The organism is Acidimicrobiales bacterium (genome assembly GCA_016794585.1).
Lineage (GTDB): Bacteria > Actinomycetota > Acidimicrobiia > Acidimicrobiales > DATDAH01 > JAEUJM01.
The window spans coordinates 49735-65494 of sequence record JAEUJM010000016.1 but is presented as its reverse complement, the minus strand read 5'-3'; the positions used below and the strand labels follow the sequence as shown (position 1 = coordinate 65494).

The 15760-nt window shown below is 69.1% G+C and carries 17 protein-coding genes; 13 read left to right on the top strand and 4 right to left on the bottom strand.

Annotated elements, in window-relative coordinates:
* Window positions 1-35 precede the first annotated feature (35 nt).
* From JNK12_09070 to JNK12_09060, 3 genes are read right to left on the bottom strand one after another with little or no spacing between them, the layout of a single operon-like run.
* Window positions 36-752, bottom strand: coding sequence for a glucose 1-dehydrogenase (locus tag JNK12_09070; GenBank protein ID MBL8776070.1), 717 nt, complete (start codon window positions 750-752; stop codon window positions 36-38).
* Window positions 752-1954, bottom strand: a complete 1203-nt coding sequence (locus JNK12_09065) for a CoA transferase (protein ID MBL8776069.1) — start codon at window positions 1952-1954, stop codon at window positions 752-754. The genes JNK12_09070 and JNK12_09065 overlap by 1 nt, the downstream gene beginning before the upstream one ends.
* Window positions 1955-1977: 23 nt before the next feature.
* Complete coding sequence (locus tag JNK12_09060; GenBank protein ID MBL8776068.1) at window positions 1978-2865, bottom strand: hypothetical protein; 888 nt, start codon at window positions 2863-2865, stop codon at window positions 1978-1980.
* 45 nt (window positions 2866-2910) lie between these two features.
* Between JNK12_09060 and JNK12_09055 the strand changes: the two genes are divergently transcribed.
* The 13 genes from JNK12_09055 (at window position 2911) to JNK12_08995 (ending at window position 13985) form a co-directional block, all read left to right on the top strand.
* Window positions 2911-4113, top strand: a complete 1203-nt coding sequence (locus JNK12_09055; protein MBL8776067.1) for an acyl-CoA dehydrogenase family protein — start codon at window positions 2911-2913, stop codon at window positions 4111-4113.
* Window positions 4114-4174: 61 nt separating this feature from the next.
* Window positions 4175-4780: a carboxymuconolactone decarboxylase family protein gene (locus JNK12_09050; GenBank protein MBL8776066.1), complete on the top strand. Its 606-nt coding sequence runs from the start codon at window positions 4175-4177 to the stop codon at window positions 4778-4780.
* A 1-nt stretch (window position 4781) separates the two neighbouring features.
* Complete coding sequence (locus JNK12_09045; protein ID MBL8776065.1) at window positions 4782-5270, top strand: dehydratase; 489 nt, start codon at window positions 4782-4784, stop codon at window positions 5268-5270.
* A 5-nt stretch (window positions 5271-5275) separates the two neighbouring features.
* Window positions 5276-5737: a MaoC family dehydratase N-terminal domain-containing protein gene (locus JNK12_09040; GenBank protein MBL8776064.1), complete on the top strand. Its 462-nt coding sequence runs from the start codon at window positions 5276-5278 to the stop codon at window positions 5735-5737.
* Entirely contained in the window at window positions 5734-6522 is a 789-nt protein-coding gene (locus JNK12_09035; protein ID MBL8776063.1) for an enoyl-CoA hydratase/isomerase family protein, read from the top strand. Before JNK12_09040 ends, JNK12_09035 begins: the two co-directional genes overlap by 4 nt.
* 4 nt (window positions 6523-6526) lie before the next feature.
* Complete coding sequence (locus JNK12_09030) at window positions 6527-7735, top strand: CoA transferase (GenBank protein ID MBL8776062.1); 1209 nt, start codon at window positions 6527-6529, stop codon at window positions 7733-7735.
* 454 nt (window positions 7736-8189) lie between these two features.
* Entirely contained in the window at window positions 8190-8423 is a 234-nt protein-coding gene (locus tag JNK12_09025; protein MBL8776061.1) for a multiubiquitin domain-containing protein, read from the top strand.
* On the top strand, window positions 8420-8821 hold the full coding sequence (locus tag JNK12_09020; GenBank protein ID MBL8776060.1) for a hypothetical protein: 402 nt from the start codon (window positions 8420-8422) through the stop codon (window positions 8819-8821). The genes JNK12_09025 and JNK12_09020 overlap by 4 nt, the downstream gene beginning before the upstream one ends.
* A complete protein-coding gene (locus JNK12_09015; protein MBL8776059.1) occupies window positions 8818-10257 on the top strand; it encodes a ThiF family adenylyltransferase in 1440 nt (479 codons plus the stop codon). The genes JNK12_09020 and JNK12_09015 overlap by 4 nt, the downstream gene beginning before the upstream one ends.
* A gap of 119 nt (window positions 10258-10376) precedes the next feature.
* Window positions 10377-10736, top strand: a complete 360-nt coding sequence (locus JNK12_09010) for a helix-turn-helix transcriptional regulator (GenBank protein MBL8776058.1) — start codon at window positions 10377-10379, stop codon at window positions 10734-10736.
* Window positions 10723-11343 carry an ImmA/IrrE family metallo-endopeptidase gene (locus tag JNK12_09005; GenBank protein MBL8776057.1) on the top strand — a complete coding sequence of 207 codons (621 nt, stop codon included), beginning with the start codon at window positions 10723-10725 and terminating at the stop codon, window positions 11341-11343. Before JNK12_09010 ends, JNK12_09005 begins: the two co-directional genes overlap by 14 nt.
* Window positions 11343-12452 carry a hypothetical protein gene (locus tag JNK12_09000; protein MBL8776056.1) on the top strand — a complete coding sequence of 370 codons (1110 nt, stop codon included), beginning with the start codon at window positions 11343-11345 and terminating at the stop codon, window positions 12450-12452. Before JNK12_09005 ends, JNK12_09000 begins: the two co-directional genes overlap by 1 nt.
* Complete coding sequence (locus JNK12_08995; GenBank protein MBL8776055.1) at window positions 12453-13985, top strand: hypothetical protein; 1533 nt, start codon at window positions 12453-12455, stop codon at window positions 13983-13985.
* A gap of 389 nt (window positions 13986-14374) precedes the next feature.
* Here the strand turns inward: JNK12_08995 and JNK12_08990 are convergent, their stop codons facing one another.
* On the bottom strand, window positions 14375-15739 hold the full coding sequence (locus JNK12_08990) for an aminotransferase class III-fold pyridoxal phosphate-dependent enzyme (protein ID MBL8776054.1): 1365 nt from the start codon (window positions 15737-15739) through the stop codon (window positions 14375-14377).
* Between the last annotated feature and the right edge of the window lie 21 nt (window positions 15740-15760).

The window sequence follows — 15760 nt, the reverse complement described above, 5'->3', positions numbered from 1 at the left end:
CGCGCTGACGGCCCGAGTCGGCGACCGCCGCCGCTTCAGGCCGTCAGGCCGCCGTCGACGGTGATCTCGGCGCCGGTGGTGTAGCGGCTCTCGTCGGAGGCGAGCCAGAGGGCGAGGTCGGCGACGTCCTCGGGGCTCCCGTTCTTGCGCAAGGGCACGGTCAGCGCCGCCTCCTCCAGGGGGAGGCCGGCGATCATGTCGGTGACGATGATCCCGGGGTGGATCGAGTTGACCCGGATGCCGTGGGGGCCGAGGTCGAGCGCGGCGTTCTTGGTCATGCCCCGGACGGCCCACTTGGTGGCGCCGTAGGCGAAGGCGCCGCTGCCCTCGAGGCCGGCGATCGACGAGATGTTGATGATCGAGCCGCTGCCCTGCTCGATCATCGGCGCCGAGACGGCGTGCATGCCGAGGAACACGCCGGTCTGGTTGACGCCGACGATGCGGTGCCACATCTCGGCGGTGGTCTCGGTCAGCGAGAGCTTCCGGAAGATCCCGGCGTTGTTGACCAGGACGTCGACTCGACCGGTGTCCTCGACGATCCGGCCGACCACCTCCGCCCAGCGGTCGGGGTCGGTGACGTCGTGCTCGAGGAACACCGCGCCGGTTGCCGCCGCGGTCTCCTGTCCGGCCTCGACGCGGAAGTCGGTGATGTAGACCACCGCGCCCTCCTCGACGAAGCGGGCCGCTTCGGCCGCGCCCTGGCCCCGGGCGCCGCCGGTGATCAGGCACACCTTGCCGTCGAGGCGGCCCATCAGATCGTCCCCGCCGTCTTCAGGGCGTCGAAGCGCTCCGGCGTGAGGCCGAGCTGCTCCCGGTAGACGCGCTCGTTGTCCTCCCCCAACTGCGGCCCGGAGCGCCACACCCGGCCGCCGTGGTTGGCCAGCTTGGGCACCACGTTGGGCATGCGGATCGGGCCGAGGTCGACGTCGTCGACGGTCACGATGGCCTCCCGTTCCTCGTAGGTCTTGCTGGCCACGATGTCGGCCATCGAGAAGATGGGCGAGGCGACGACCTCCAGGTCGGCCATCCGGGCCAGGCACTCGTCCAGCGTCTGGCCCGCGATCCACGAGCGCAGCCCGGCGTCGAGCTCGGCGCCACGGGCCGCCTGCTGCTGCGGCGTGGTGAATTCCTCGACGGGCAGGCCGAGCAGCTTGGCCACGTTGGTCACCGACCGGGGGGTGGCCGACGTCACCGTCAGCCACTGGTCGTCGGCGGTCAGGAACGTGTTGACCACCGCGCCAGGAGCGATGGCCAGCTGGTTGCCGGCGCGCTGGGGCACCACGCCGAGCTGGTCGTGCACGATCACCTGCCACTCGATCAGCCGGAACAGGCTCTCGAACAGCGCGAGGTCGATCCACTCCCCCGCGAAGTCCGGCTCGTGGCGGCGGTGGAGCGCGGCGCTGATGGCGAAGGCCCCCATGAGCGCTGTGACGGTGTCACCGTGGGAGAACCCGGTGTGGACCGGGGGCCCGTCGGCGAAGCCGGTGAGGTTGACCACACCGCTCATGGCCTCGCCGACCTTGCCGAACCCCGGTCGGTCGCGATCGGTGGTGTTGGCCCCGTGGCCGGAGACCTGGAGCATCACCAGCGTCGGGTTGACGGTGTGCAGGGTGGGCCAGTCCAGCCCCCACCGCTCGAGCGTCCCCACCCGGAAGTTGGTGATGACGACGTCGGCCCAGGCCACCAGCTCGCGGGCCAGGTCCTGGCCCTCCTCGCTGCGCAGGTCGAGCGTGACCGACCGCTTGTTGCGGGCCGCCACCTTCCACCAGAGGTAGACCCCGTCCTTGACCGGGCCCATCTGCCGGGAGGGGTCGCCGTGGGTCGGGTCCTCGACGTGGACGACGTCGGCGCCGAGGTCGGCCAGCAAGGTCCCGGCGAGGGGCCCGGCGATGATCTGGCCGAATTCGACGACCTTCAGCCCGTCGAAGGTGGGCGGTCCGGCTGGTTCGGTCATATCCGACCAATCATACGCAGAGATTACTCGGTGTGGGCGAAGGCTTCGGCACGGCGACGGACCTCCTGGGCCTTCTGGTAGTCGTGGACCAGGATCGTGCGCCCCGACGGGAGCGTCACCGCCGGATCGCCGTCGGCCACCGCCGCCTCGTAGAGGCCGATCACCTCGTCGGCCGCCTCGAGCTCGGCCGCCGACGGGCTGAACACGTCGTTGATGACCTCGACGTGCGGGGGATAGAAGGTGGACGCCGACGTGTAGCCCATGGCCCGCGAGCGCTCGAGCTGGCGGCGGATCTCGTCCAGATCCCGCAGGTCCTGCGAGTACGGGAAGTCGAACGACCGGAGGCCGAACGCCCGGCCGACCATCGCCACTTGGGCGCGGGGGCCGGCGAAGGCCTCGTTCACGGTGCCGTCCGGCCCGTACAGGGGCACGCCGAGATCGGCGCTCAGGTCGCCGATGCCGAGGCCGATGCCGATCACGCCCTCCACCTGGGCGATCGCCGCCATGTTCACAACGCCGAGGGCACTCTCGATGCCGACAACGATGTCGGGCGTCGAGCCGGCGGCGGCCAACAGCGCCTTGGCCTCGAGGAGGTCCTCGGCCGAGTCGCACTTCGGGTAGCCGAGGCAGGTGACCCCCGCCTCCCCCAGCAGCTGGAGATCGTCCCGCCCCCACGGGGTGGAGAGGTGGTTGCAGCGGGCCACGAGCACCCGGCCGCCGAAGAACCCGGTGTCCTGGAGGGCGGCCGCCACCCGCGTCCGGGCGGCCTCCTTCAGCGGTGGCGGCACGCTGTCCTCGAGGTCGACGAGCACCGCGTCGGTCGGGATGCCGGGCAGCTTCGCCCACTTGCGGTCGTCCATGATCGGCGTCTCGAGCAGGCTGCGGACGCCGAGGTAGCGGTCGTTGTTCACCGCCGCACTCTACGGCAGAGTCTCTGCGCATGATAGTGTTGGTTTGTGTCGAGTGATGGGGGGCCCTTCCGCGACCGGGTGCGGGCCGTCATCGCCGAGCACGCCCCCACCGGGTTCCAAGGGGTCGGCGCCCTCGACCCCGACGAGGTCGACGGGTTCCTCGAGCGGTGGCGCAAGGTCCTCTACGACAACGGGCTCCTCGGCATCACCTGGCCGGTCGAGTACGGCGGCGCCGGACGCTCGATCGAGGACGCCATCGTCGCCGCCGAGGAGCTGACCCGGGCGGGGCTGCCGCTCGGCGTGCAGACCGACGGCTTCGGCATGCGCCTGCTGGGCAACACGCTGCTGCACTGGGGCACCCCCGAGCAGAAGGCGCACTACCTGCCCCGGATCCTCTCCGGTGAGGACCGCTGGTGCCAGGGTTACTCCGAGCCCGGCGCCGGCTCGGACCTCGCCGGCCTGACCACCACCGCGGTGCTGGACGGCGACGAGTGGCGGGTGAACGGCCAGAAGGTCTGGACCTCGGCCGGCCACGTGGCCGACCACATCTTCGTCCTCTGCCGCACCAACCCGGACGCCCCCAAGCACAAGGGCATCTCCCTGCTGCTCATGGACATGCGCCAGACCGGCGTCGAGGTCCGGCCGATCCGGATGATGTCGGGCGGCAGCGACTTCAACGAGGTCTTCTTCACCGACGCCCGGGTGCCCGCCGGCGACGTGGTCGGCGAGGTCGACGACGGCTGGGCCGTGGCGATGACCGTGCTCGGCTACGAGCGCGGCGAGAACACCGCCACCGAGATCATCCGCTTCGAGGCCGAGTGCGACCGCCTGATCGCCCTCGCGAGGGAGCGAGGGCGGGCCGACGACCCCGTGATCCGCCAGCGCGTCGCCCGCAGCTACACGAAGGTGCAGATCATGCGGTACCTGGGCGAGCAGGTGAAGGCGGACCTGCTGGCCGGGCGGGCCCCCGGGCCCGGGGCGTCGATCAACAAGCTGCTGTGGTCCGAGCACCACCAGGAGATCACCGAGCTGGCCATGGACCTGCTCGGGCCCGACGGCCTGGCCCCGACCGGTCACGCCCCCCTCATCGTGTTCGGCCCCGACGACGCCACCGCCCCGAACAGCACGGCCTCGTGGGCCACCATCTTCCTCAACGCCCGCGCCGGGACGATCTACGCCGGCACCAGCGAGGTGCAGCGCACGATCGTCGCCGAGCGGGTGCTCGGCCTGCCGAAGGAGCCCCGATGAGCCGAGGGACGAAGGCGTGGCCCGAGCGGCCCGGCGAGGAACGAGCCAGGAGCGGGAGACGATGAGCCCCACCGAGCCGCGGGTGCTGCCCACGACGCCCGACGACTGGGACGACGAGACCGCCGCGCTCATGGACAAGGTCTCCCGCCACAACGACGGCAAGGTGCTCAACGTGCTCAGCACCGTGGCCCGCCACCCCGTGCTGCTGCACCGGTGGATGCCGTTCGGCAACCACATCCTCGGCACGAACACCCTCCCCAAGCGGGCCCGCGAGCTGGCCACGCTGCGGGTCGGCCTGCTGGCCGGCTCGGCCTACGAGTGGGTCCAGCACGTGAGCATCGCCCGGGCCGTCGGGTGCACCGACGAGGAGATCGCCCGGGTCGTCGACGGCCCCGACGCGCCCGGGTGGGCGCCGGCCGACCGGGCGCTGCTCCAGGCCACCGACGAGCTCATGGCCGACGACCGGATCAGCGACGCGACCTGGGCCGCGCTCGTCGAGCACTGGAGCGAGCAGCAGCGCATGGACGTCGTCTTCACGGTGGGCCAGTACCGCATGATCTCGGCGGCGCTGAACACCTTCGGCGTGCAGATCGAGGACGACGTGGTGGAGCGGTTCCCCCCGGAGCTGTTCGAGAGCGGCCGGTTCGCGGCCGGGAACGGAGGATGAGGTGAGCGGCGCCGTGAAGGAGATCCGCTTCGACGACCTGGACGCGCTCCGGGCGGAGATCAGCGAGGAGTACACCGACTGGGGCGACGAGCTCCTGGTCGACCAGGCCATGCTCGACGACTTCGGGGACCGCACCGGTGACCGGCAGTGGATCCACGTCGACGTCGAGCGCGCTGCGGCCGAGAGCCCCTTCGGCACGACGATCGCCCACGGGCTGCTGACCCTCGCGCTCGGCCCCCGCATCCGCCCGCCCAGCCCCTTCAAGGTGGTGGGCCAGGGCAGCACCCTCAACTACGGCAGCGACGGGCTCCGCTACCTCGACCCCGTGCCCGCCGGCTCGGTGATCCACACCCGCCAGCGGCTGGTCGACGTGCAGGCCCACGCCAAGGGCACCCGGCTGACCCTGGAGATCGCCACCCACGTGGTGGGCAACGACCGACCCTCGATGGTGCGCAAGGCCGTGATCCTGCACACCCCGCCCCAAGGATGAGCCCCGTGGACATCGCCTTCGACGACCTCGACGGGCTGCGGGCCCAGATCAGCGACGAGCCCGGCGACTGGGGGCCGCCGCTGACCATCGACCAGGACCTCGTCGACTGGTTCGCCGACCTCACCGCCGACCACCAGTGGATCCACGTCGACGTCGAGCGGGCCGCCGCCGGCCCGTACGGCGGCACCATCGCCCACGGCGACCTGCTGCTCGCGGTCATGCCCGCGGTCCGACCCGACCCCGGCTTCCGGGTCACCGGCGAGCGCAGCCGGGTGAACTACGGCGCCGAGTCGTACCGCTTCCTGGCCCCGGTCCGGGTGGGCAGCACGATCCACGGCCGCATGCGCCTCGTCGACGTGCGCGAGCGGCCGCAGGGCACCCTGCTCGTCCAGGAGCTGGACCTGCGGGTGGTCGACGCGCCGAAGCCGTCGTTGCTCTACACGGGCATGCTTCTGTACCAGTCGTGACCGTCCCCGAGCTGACCAACCTCAGCGTCGACCTGACCGCACGGGTGCTGCACCTGCGAATCGACCGACCCGAGCGCCGCAACGCCCTCGACTCGGCCACCCGGGCCGCACTCATCGAGGGCGTCGACTGGGCCGCGGGCTCGGACGACGTGGGCGTGGTTGTGATCTCGGGCAACGGCGGCAAGGCGTTCGCCTCGGGCGCCGACCTGGCCGAGGGCGCGCAGCTGGACGCCGACGAGTACCGGGCCCAGGCGTCGGGCCGTCGCGTCTACGACGCGATCGCCGAGTGCCCCCGTCCGGTCATCGCCATGATCGACGGCTGGTGCCTGGGGGGCGGCTGCGAGCTGGCGCTGTCGGCCGACCTGCGCATCGCGTCCAGCCGGTCCTGCTTCGGCCAGCCCGAGGTCGGGCTCGGCCTCATCCCCGGCGGCGGCGGCACCCAGCGCCTGCCCCGCCTGATCTGGCCCGGCGCGGCGATGCGGCTGATCCTGACCGGCGAGGTGGTGGACGCCGACGAGGCGCTGCGCCTGGGCCTCGTCGAGCAGGTGGTCCCCGCCGAGGAGCTCGAGGTCGTCACCGCCACCCTCGCCGCCGCCATCGCGGCCCGCTCCCCCGTCGCCCTGGGCCTCGCGAAGCGGGCCGTCCGGGCGGCGATGGAGCTGCCGCTGACCGAAGGCCTGGCCCTGGAGCGGGACCTGATGGGCGAGGCCATGGCGAGCGAGGACGCCGCCGAGGGCCTCGCCGCCTTCCTGGCCAAGCGACCACCCGAGTTCAAGGGACGATGAGACGATGAGCGGACCGCTGTCGGGGTTGAAGGTGGTGGAGGTGGGCGTGGCCATGGCCGCCCCCTACTGCGCCATGGTGCTGGCCGACATGGGCGCCGAGGTGGTCAAGGTCGAGCGCATCGGCACCGGCGACGACAGCCGGGCCTGGCCGCCGCACCTCGAGGGGAAGCTCGGCCACTATTTCGCCTCGGCCAACCGCGGGAAGCGCAGCATCGCCGTCGACCTCAAGGCCCCCGAGGGCGTCGAGATCGTCCGGAAGCTGGCGGCCGAGGCCGACGTGTTCATCGAGAACTTCCGGGTCGGTGCCCTCGAGGCCGCCGGCCTCGGCTACGACGCCCTCGCCGCCCTCAACCCCCGCCTCGTCTACTGCTCGATCAGCGGGTTCGGCCGCACCGGTCCCCGCAAGGAGGAGCGGGCCAACGACCTGTTCATGCAGGCCTTCTCGGGATCGATGAGCGTCACCGGCGAGGTGGGCGGCGGCCCCGTGAAGATGGGCCTGTCCGTCGCCGACGTCGGCGCCGGCCTGTTCGCCACCATCGGCGTGCTGGGCGCCCTCGAGGCCCGCCACCACACCGGCCGCGGCCAGCACGTCGACACCTCCCTCCTGGAGGGCCAGTTGGCGATGCTCTCCTACCACCTGACCTTCCTGCAGGCCACGGGGATCGTCCCCGGCCCCCAGGGCTCGGGCTCCACCTTCGGCGTGCCCTACCAGGCCTTCCCCACCGCCGACGACTGGCTGGTCATCGCCGTGTTCAACGACACCATGTGGGTCAGCCTCTGCGAGGCGATGGACCACCCCGAGTGGATCACCGACCCCCGCATGATCGACGTGTCCACGAGGGTCGCCAACCGCGACGAGGTCATCGCCCTCATCACCGACGTCCTGGTGACGAAGCCCGCCGACCACTGGTCCGAGCTCCTCGGCGCCAGAGGCATCCCCTGCACGAGGGTCAACCGCCTCGACCAGGTCCTCGCCGACCCCCAAGTCGTCGAGAACGGCATGGTCGAAGAGGTCGAGGTCGAGGGTGTCGGCCCCGTCCGCCTAGCGGCGCCGCCGGTGCACTTCAGCGACGCCGGCGGGCGGGCGGCGACGCCACCCCCGTGGCTGGGCGAGCACACTCGGGACGTACTGAGTGAGCTCGGGTGCGGCGAAGAGGACATCGTTCGCCTTGCCGAGGCTGGTGCCATCGGCCTGCCCACCGACTCGGCCTAGCTGCGCTGATCGCGGGCTGAAGGTCACGCCACGCGGAAGCGTATGCGTCGCCTGCATGCCCAGACCACGAGCGATCGTTAGTAGATCGCCACAGGTCGGCCTGGAAGCAGGAGGCCCCACGCCGAGAAGTGCTCCTGGCCCGGGACTTCCTTGGGGGCGGGGGACGACTTGACCTTGCGGCCTTAGGGTTCCACGGCGTTTCACGGGGTGGCAACGAGCGACTCCGGCCTCTCGCCTGAGACGACCCACGAGAGCACCGACGGGACGACCATCGGATTGGCGAAGGTCCCACCCCAGCAGCGCGCCAACTCGGATCCTGGGTGGGGGCGGTGGATCCGCTCTGTAGGCGCTGAGCATGTGACGGATGTCATAGTTTGACAAATGCAATTCTCTTCGACTCTCGGTATACTTGCACTTGTCAAATCGACAGCCAGTTTCAGAACCGAGGTAGACCATGCGCCCGTTCAACATCACCGTCAACAAGAAGCCAGTCCCAATGACCGACCACCGCGTCACCGGCCTGCAGGTCAAGGAGGCTGCCATCGCCGCCGGCGTCGACATCGAACTCGACTTCCAGCTCTCAATCCGGCGCCCGAACGGGCGCCTGGAGGTAGTAGGAGACGACGACAAGATCGCCATCGTCGAGAAGAGCGAGTTTCGCGCAGTCGCCCCAGACGACAACTCGTGAGCGGGGCGACCACCCTCTCGCCGGAGATCGCCGGAGCGATCGACGAGATCAAGGCCACCTTCGGCGACAACTGCGTCGCCGTCACACCCGACACCGCCGGGGCGTGGGTCGAGATCGACAGCATCGATCTGGGATCCAAGTGGGCGCCTGGTTCAACATGGCTCGCGTTCCACATAGCGTCGACCTACCCATACGCCGACGTCTACCCCCTGTTCATCGACGCCACCTGCGCACTCACAACCGGTGGTCTGCCGCCGGCGGTCACCGCCGGGGCCGTCGTACCCATTCGCGAAGGGCCCTGTCTCCAGGTCTCCCGGAAGTCGAACCGCTGGGACCCGACGCGCGACACCGCAACAGGGAAAGCCTTGAAGGTCATCGACTGGCTCCGGTCCGCATGAGCCCGACCTACGAGCTCCGCGTTACTGAAACCCAGTGGCGGCGCCTGTACGACCACCTGTTCCCCGGAGACGACGATGAACACGGCGCCGCAATCCTTGCCGGGGTCGCTCACACGACCAACGGTGTGCGGCTGATCGCCCGCGATGTCATCCTCGCCCAGGACGGCGTCGACTACGTCCCCGGACGACGGGGCTACCGAATGCTCACTGCTGACTTCGTCCAGGAGGTTAGCGACCGGGCCGCCGAGGAGGGGCTCGCCTACATCGCCGTCCACTGCCACGGGGGTACGACAGGCGTCGGCCTGTCGTCCGCGGACCGCGCGTCCCAGGAGCGCGGATACCCGGCCCTCCTCGACATCCTTGGCGGTCAGCCAGTAGTTGGCGCTGTCTTCGCCGTCGCATCTGCAGCCGGCGACGTTTGGCTTCCCGATCGAAGCCGACACCCGCTCGATCGAGTGGTCGTTTCGGGGACCACTAGATTGCTCATCACTCCCAACCTCCGCGACGTCGACACCTGCGAGGGTGACTACACCCGTCAGGCACTTCTGTTTGGCGACCGTGGCCAGGAGCTGCTCCGACGAGCGACCGTCGTAGTCGTCGGGTGCGGCGGTATCGGGTCCATCCTCGTAGAGCTCCTCGCTCGCCTCGGCGTCGGGCACCTCATCGTCATCGATGACGACGTCGTCGAGCCCACAAACCTCCCGCGCTGGGTCGGGGCCCGACGTCTCGATGCCATGGAGTGGCTTACCCGTGATGGTCGCCCCGCCTGGGTCCGGCGTATCGGCCGCCGGTTTGCCCGGCCCAAGGTGAACGTCGCCGCCAGGATCGCGAAGCGGGCGAACAAGCGCTGCGAAGTCACCCGCATCAACGGTGACGTCTCCCACGAGGACGTAGCCCGGACTCTCACCGGAGCGGACTACATCTTCCTCGCTGCCGACTCGTTCCGAGCCCGCCTCGTTGTCAATGCCGTCGCGTTCCAGTACGGCATCCCCGCGGTGCAGCTCGGCGCGAAGGTCGCGGTCCGTAAGGCTGACGGCGCCATCACCGACGTATTCTCCGTCGTCCGCCCTTTCGGGCCCGAAACGGGATGCCTCTGGTGCAACAACCTCATCCCGCCCACCCGTCTCGCCGAGGAGGCCGTCGGCGTCGAGCAGGCAGGCCGACAACGCTACGTCGACGACCCTGATGTCGCTGCGCCGAGCGTCGTCACCATCAACAGCGTCGCTGCGTCCCATGCCGTGAACGAGTTCATGTTTCACATCACCGGACTGCCTCGCGCTCACGCCGGCACCAACTACTTCCGAGCCCTCCCGATCACTGGCGAAGTCGAATACACCACGCCGCGCCAGGGCCCGGAATGCTCCGAGTGCGGAGATATCCGGGCATCGCGTCGCGGCCGCGCTGACGGGCGCACGCTGCCGACCACGGACCGATGAGCGCGCAGCGGAGGCGCCGGAGCCGGAGAGTTCGCTCGCATCCACGGCATGATTGCTATCCTGCAACCGATGACCGAATCAGGCATCGCCCTCCGTTGGCGAATCAGCGCGTCGCACACATGAACCGGCGCAACTCCTTCAATGCCGAGGCCTTCTACAAGGCGCTCGACTTACAACGAGACACGAAGAGCCTCACCTGGAAAGACGTGGCCGCCGCCGCCGGCGTCAGCCCGTCGACTCTTACGCGGATGAAGCAAGGTAAGCGACCTGACGTCGACAGCATGGCTGCCTTGGCCAGCTGGGCGGGGTTGGACCTCGACACTTTCGTGGTCGGAGATGTCCGCGGCGAGGCTGAAGCACTGCCTCGCATCAGTGCGCTGCTGCGGGCCGACCCGAACCTCTCGAAAACGTCAGTGACCGCTATTGAAGAGATGTTGCGAGCCACGTACGAAGCGTTGCGGGAAGATGCCGACAGCTGACGACGACCACCTGAGCCGAGCCCAGCTGCGGAAACGGAAGCTGCCCTACGGGTTCAAAGCAGCCGCTAAGCTGCAGAGTCTGCGCGTCCGGAGCGCTGCAGGGGCAGGGGTCCACGATCGCGTCTGCTGCTTCGAGCTCGCTGACCAGCTCGACATCAAGATCATCCGCCTGAGCGAGATGCCTGAGAGCGAGTACTCCCACCACCTCACCCACGTTGAGCCGAACGCTATGTCCGCAGCAATCGTGCGACGACGAGACCGGGTTGGCATCTGGCTGAATGACAGCCACTCGCCGGCCCGCCAGCAGTCGAACCTCGCCCACGAACTCGCGCACGTGATCCTGGACCATCAGGATGCCCCGCCGCTCAACGAGACTGGGTGTCGAGAGCTCCACGCAGGTGTAGAGGCGGAGGCGGACTACTTCGGCTCGGTGCTGTTGGTCCCAGAGCCAGCGGCCGTAGAGGTGGTTCGGTCGGGAGTACCCCTCGTGAAGGCAGCGGAGCACTTTGGAGTCAGTGAGCAGATGATGAGGTGGCGGATCAACGATTCTGGCGCGCACGTGCGGACGGGCCGCGAGCGCCGGCGTGCCGACGGGCGGCATGGCTGATGTCCGATGATGCCCGTACACCAGCCGATCCGTCCCCGGAAAAGCGTCCCGCCGAAGTCCTCATCGGCGTGGAGCTAGACGAAGGCTGGGTCGTGACCGAAGGCATGCCGCTGGCCGATCACGCCACAGGCTCGACGTTCTCGGTGCCGTACATCGTCGAGCGGGAGGTCCACGGTGAGCCCGAGCGTGCATTCATGAAGGCGCTCGACCTCGCCAAGCTCACGACGATTGGTCATGATGTCGCCCGGGCCCTGGCACTCGGCACCGTGTCCTACGAGCACGAGAAGGCCATCGTCCTGCGGTGCGGATCGCGGCGCATGTCAAACGTTGTCCGCGGCATCAGTGCAGGTGAGACCGTTGCCCCCGCCGGGCGCTTCGACCCGATGTTCGGTGTCCTCTCCGCCGTGCCGTACCTCATCTTCGAGTGCGCTGATGGTGACATCCGGAAGGCCATTGAGAGCAACGGGAACGCGTTCGACGAGGCCTGGTCGCTGAACGTGATGCATGGCATCTCCAAAGGCATCGGGCAGCTCCACGCGATGTCGATCTCGCACCAAGACGTGAAGCCGTCGAACATTATGACCTTTGGGGATGATGCGAAGGTCGGAGACCTGGGGCGAGCCTCGGATGGTGTCGATGGGTCCCTGTGGAGCGGGGCCGGAATAAACGGGGACTCGACGTACGCGCCGTTGGAACTCCTCTACAACCACCCGCAGACCGACGATCGGGTCCGGCGATGGGCATGCGATATGTACCACGTCGGCTCCATGGTCGTGTTTCTCGCCACGGGCAGTGGACTCACTGCGTTGATCTTCAAGGAACTCGACCCGACGTTTCATCACCGGGTCTGGCCCAACTCCTACCGCAACGTGCTTCCGTATGTCCGGGACGCGTATGACCGCGCTCTCCTTGGTATCGCCGACCGGATCCGCGAACCGCTTCGCGGCGACCTGATGAAAGTCATCCGGGAGATGTGTGACCCTGACCCGGCCCTTCGCGGTAGCCCCCGCCTGGAGGGACTTCCGCGTTACGCCATCGGCCGGTACACATCCTTGTTCGACCGGCTGTCCAAGCAGGCCGACCTCCATCTCGCCAGGGTTCTGTCGTAGGTGGCGGCGGGCCGTACCAGGAAGGACCGCCACGTAGTACCTCGGTGGCGCAGCATCCGCAGGACCATTGAGGCAGGAGAGTTTCAGAACCTGCCTCAACAGCGTCCGCTCACAGAGGGCCAGCGCGACGATCTCGAAGGTCTTGAGTTCCGATGGTCGATCGTCGGAACCGAGCTGGCAGCGGCGGAGGTCGTTGGTGCCCACCTGGTAGCTGGAACGGCCAGCGAGTCGCACCCCGCAATCGACCTGCTCTCCAGAAGCAACAACCCGACCTACCTCGGGCTCGCGGCGCGGATCCGGGACCCCGGCCAGCCCACGGAGATTCCCGGAGCGAATCTTGGCTCCGCATCGGAAGGATTCCTTGCGTCGAAGATCCGCGACTCCAAGCGACGGATCGCTCACGACGTCCGCAACCCGATTGCATGGTCCGACCTCGCCCGGCGCTACACCGCCCTCGGTCACATCGAACAGGCCGAGAAGGCACTCACGATCGCCCGAGGCCTCGCTCCCGAGAGCCGGTATCTCCTCCGCGTCTCCGCTCGCTTCTACATTCACATCGGCAAGCCAGGTGCGGCCGCCCAACTCTTGCGGCAGTCAGCTCGAACCAACTCGGACCCCTGGCTTATGGCCACGCTCCTATCGGCTACGAGCCTCGAGAGGAAGCCGCTGCCGGGAAAGCGTGTCGCTCGGCGGATCATCGATTCGGGCCGGTTCAGGCCCATCGAGAATTCGGACCTCGTCAGCGAGATGGCGACCCTTGAACTGAAGGCGGGCGGCGACCGCGCCGCCAAGAAACTGTTCGTAGCGAGTCTCACCGCACCCACCGACAACAGCCTCGCCCAGGCCGAGTGGGCTTCCCACAAGCTCACAACCCTGGAGGTCGACCCAGAGGCGCTGCAGGTTCCATTCCGTGCCGAGGCGCTCGCCCAAGCGGCAACGCAACGAGGCCAATGGGACTTGGCGCTGGCCGAAAGCTGGGCGTGGCTCGACGATCAACCCTTCGATGCAAGTGCAGCGATTCACGCATCGTACGTCGCGGCCATCGGCAAGGAGGACTGGGAGACTAGCCAGCGCGCTGCGCAGGTGGGCCTCCGCGCTAACCCCAACGACTCGACTCTTGCCAACAACCTCGCCTACTCGCTGATCGAAATGGGCAAGCCCAATGATGCGGTGGCTGCACTGCGTACGGCGCGGGTGAACGCGCACGAGCGACTCGAACGAGTTGCCATCAGCGCAACCACCGGTCTGTTCGAGTTCCGGAGCGGCAACCCTGAGGGCGGTCGAGTGCTCTACCGGGACGCTATCGAGTTGGCACGACGGTCCAACGAAGCCGAAGCGGAGGCGATGGCCCGGGCCATGTTGGCCCGTGAAGAGCTGCGTAACGGCTTCGGGCAACAAGCCGCTGATCTACTGGGCGCCCTCGACAAACTGGTGAAACGAGTGAAGGACCCTGGGGTCCTGCGGTGCATCGAGCGGACTACGGACCTTGCTTCGGCCGTCGACTTCAGTGCCTTTGCCTCGGACGATAGGTAGCCGGTCTTCCCATCCATCCGGCGAAGCGGCAAGCAGCGCCGTCGTCCGCGCAGATCGCCGCTCGGCGAAAGCGCGTGACGGCCGCGTGATGGTCAGCGACGATGAGCTCGACTCGGGCACGGTCGCCTACCTCGTCGAGCGGGTGGTGTCGGCGCTGAGGGGGGTGGATCGCCCGTCCGGTGCCCTTGTTCGATCCCTGGCCGGACGAGTCGCCAGTGAAGGCACTAGCACGTCACTGGACATGGACGGACCCTGGCTGACCATCCGGGGCTTCGTGGCCGGGCCGGCCGACCCCGCCGTCCCAGGTTGGTCGCGTAGAGCCCATAAACGAGATCCTGTTTCCTTACAGCCCAGGCATCAGGGATAGCGCGGTCACACGTCAGGTTGGGTCACGTCAGCGCCGCCACCGCCTCGTCCAGGATCTGCAAGTGGAGGTCGACGTCGGCCTCGGTCGTCGCTGGGCACATGAGGGCCATGTTGTGGAACGGGGTCAGCAGGACGCCGCGGTTCACCAGGTAGAGGTGGAGGTAGTCCTCGAGGTCGACGTCGGTGGCGGCGTGGGACTCGGTGCCGTTGCGGGGGGCGGGCGACGTGAAGCGGTACTCGGAGCGGGCGCCGAGCTGGCTGGCCGACCACGGCAGGGCCCGGTCGGCGATGAGGCGCTCGACGCCCTCGTGGTAGCGGGTGCACAGGGCGGTCATCGCGGCGAACGCCTCCTCGGTCAGCACCTGCTCGAGCGTCGCCCGGGCCGCCGCCAGGGACAGGGCGTTGCCGGCGAGGGTGCCGCCGACGCCGCCGGTGTCCACCAGGTCCAGGTCCGAGCGGGACAGGAGGCGCTCGGCCAGGTCGGCGTGGAGCCCGTAGGCGCCGATGGGGATGCCGCCGGCGATGGCCTTGCCGAGGGTGACGATGTCGGGGTCGAGCCCCCACGCCTGCGTGCACCCACCGGGCCCGGCCGACAGCGTGTGGGTCTCGTCGATGATCAGCAGGGTCCCCGCGGCGCGGGTGAGCTCGCGCACGCCGTCGAGGTAGCCGTCCTCGGGCAGGACGATGCCCATGTTGGTCAGGGCCGGCTCCATCAACACGACGGCCACGTCACCGTGCGCTAGCTCGGCCTCGAGCGCGGCGAGGTCGTTGAACTCCACCACCCGGCTGCTCTCGGTCACGTCGCACGGCGCGCCGACGTTGCCCGGCCGCGGCACCGGCCCCGACGGCGACGTCACGATCAGCGACTCGTCGACGCTGCCGTGATAGCACCACGCGTTCACCAGCACCTTCGGCCGCCCGGTCAGCGCCCGGCACAGGCGCAGCGCCCAGCGGTTGGCGTCGGTGGCGGTCAGGGCGAAGCTCCACGAGCTGACCCCGAAGCGCCGGGTCAGCTCGGCCGCCACCGCGGCGGCGTCCTCGGTCGGCATCATCGCCGTCGCCCCGCCCGCCTCGGCATAGCGCGCCTGCACCGCGGCGACCGTCGCCGGCGGCGAGTGCCCCGCCATGGCCCCGGTGTCCCCGAGGCAGAAGTCCACGAGCTCGTGGCCGTCGAGCGTTGTGACCCTCGCCCCCGACGCCCGGTCCAGGAACAGCGGGAAGCCCCCGGCCGTCTTCGCCATCCACGTCATCGGCACCCCGCCGAAGAGGTTGGTCGCCTCCGACGCCGCCCGGCGGGACTCCGGGTTCCGCTCGGCGAAGAGGCGGCGCTCCTCCGCCAGGCCCGTGGCCAGTCGCTCCCGGTCGATCACCCGTTTCCTCCGTCCCATCGGGTCGCCATGACGGCGAGG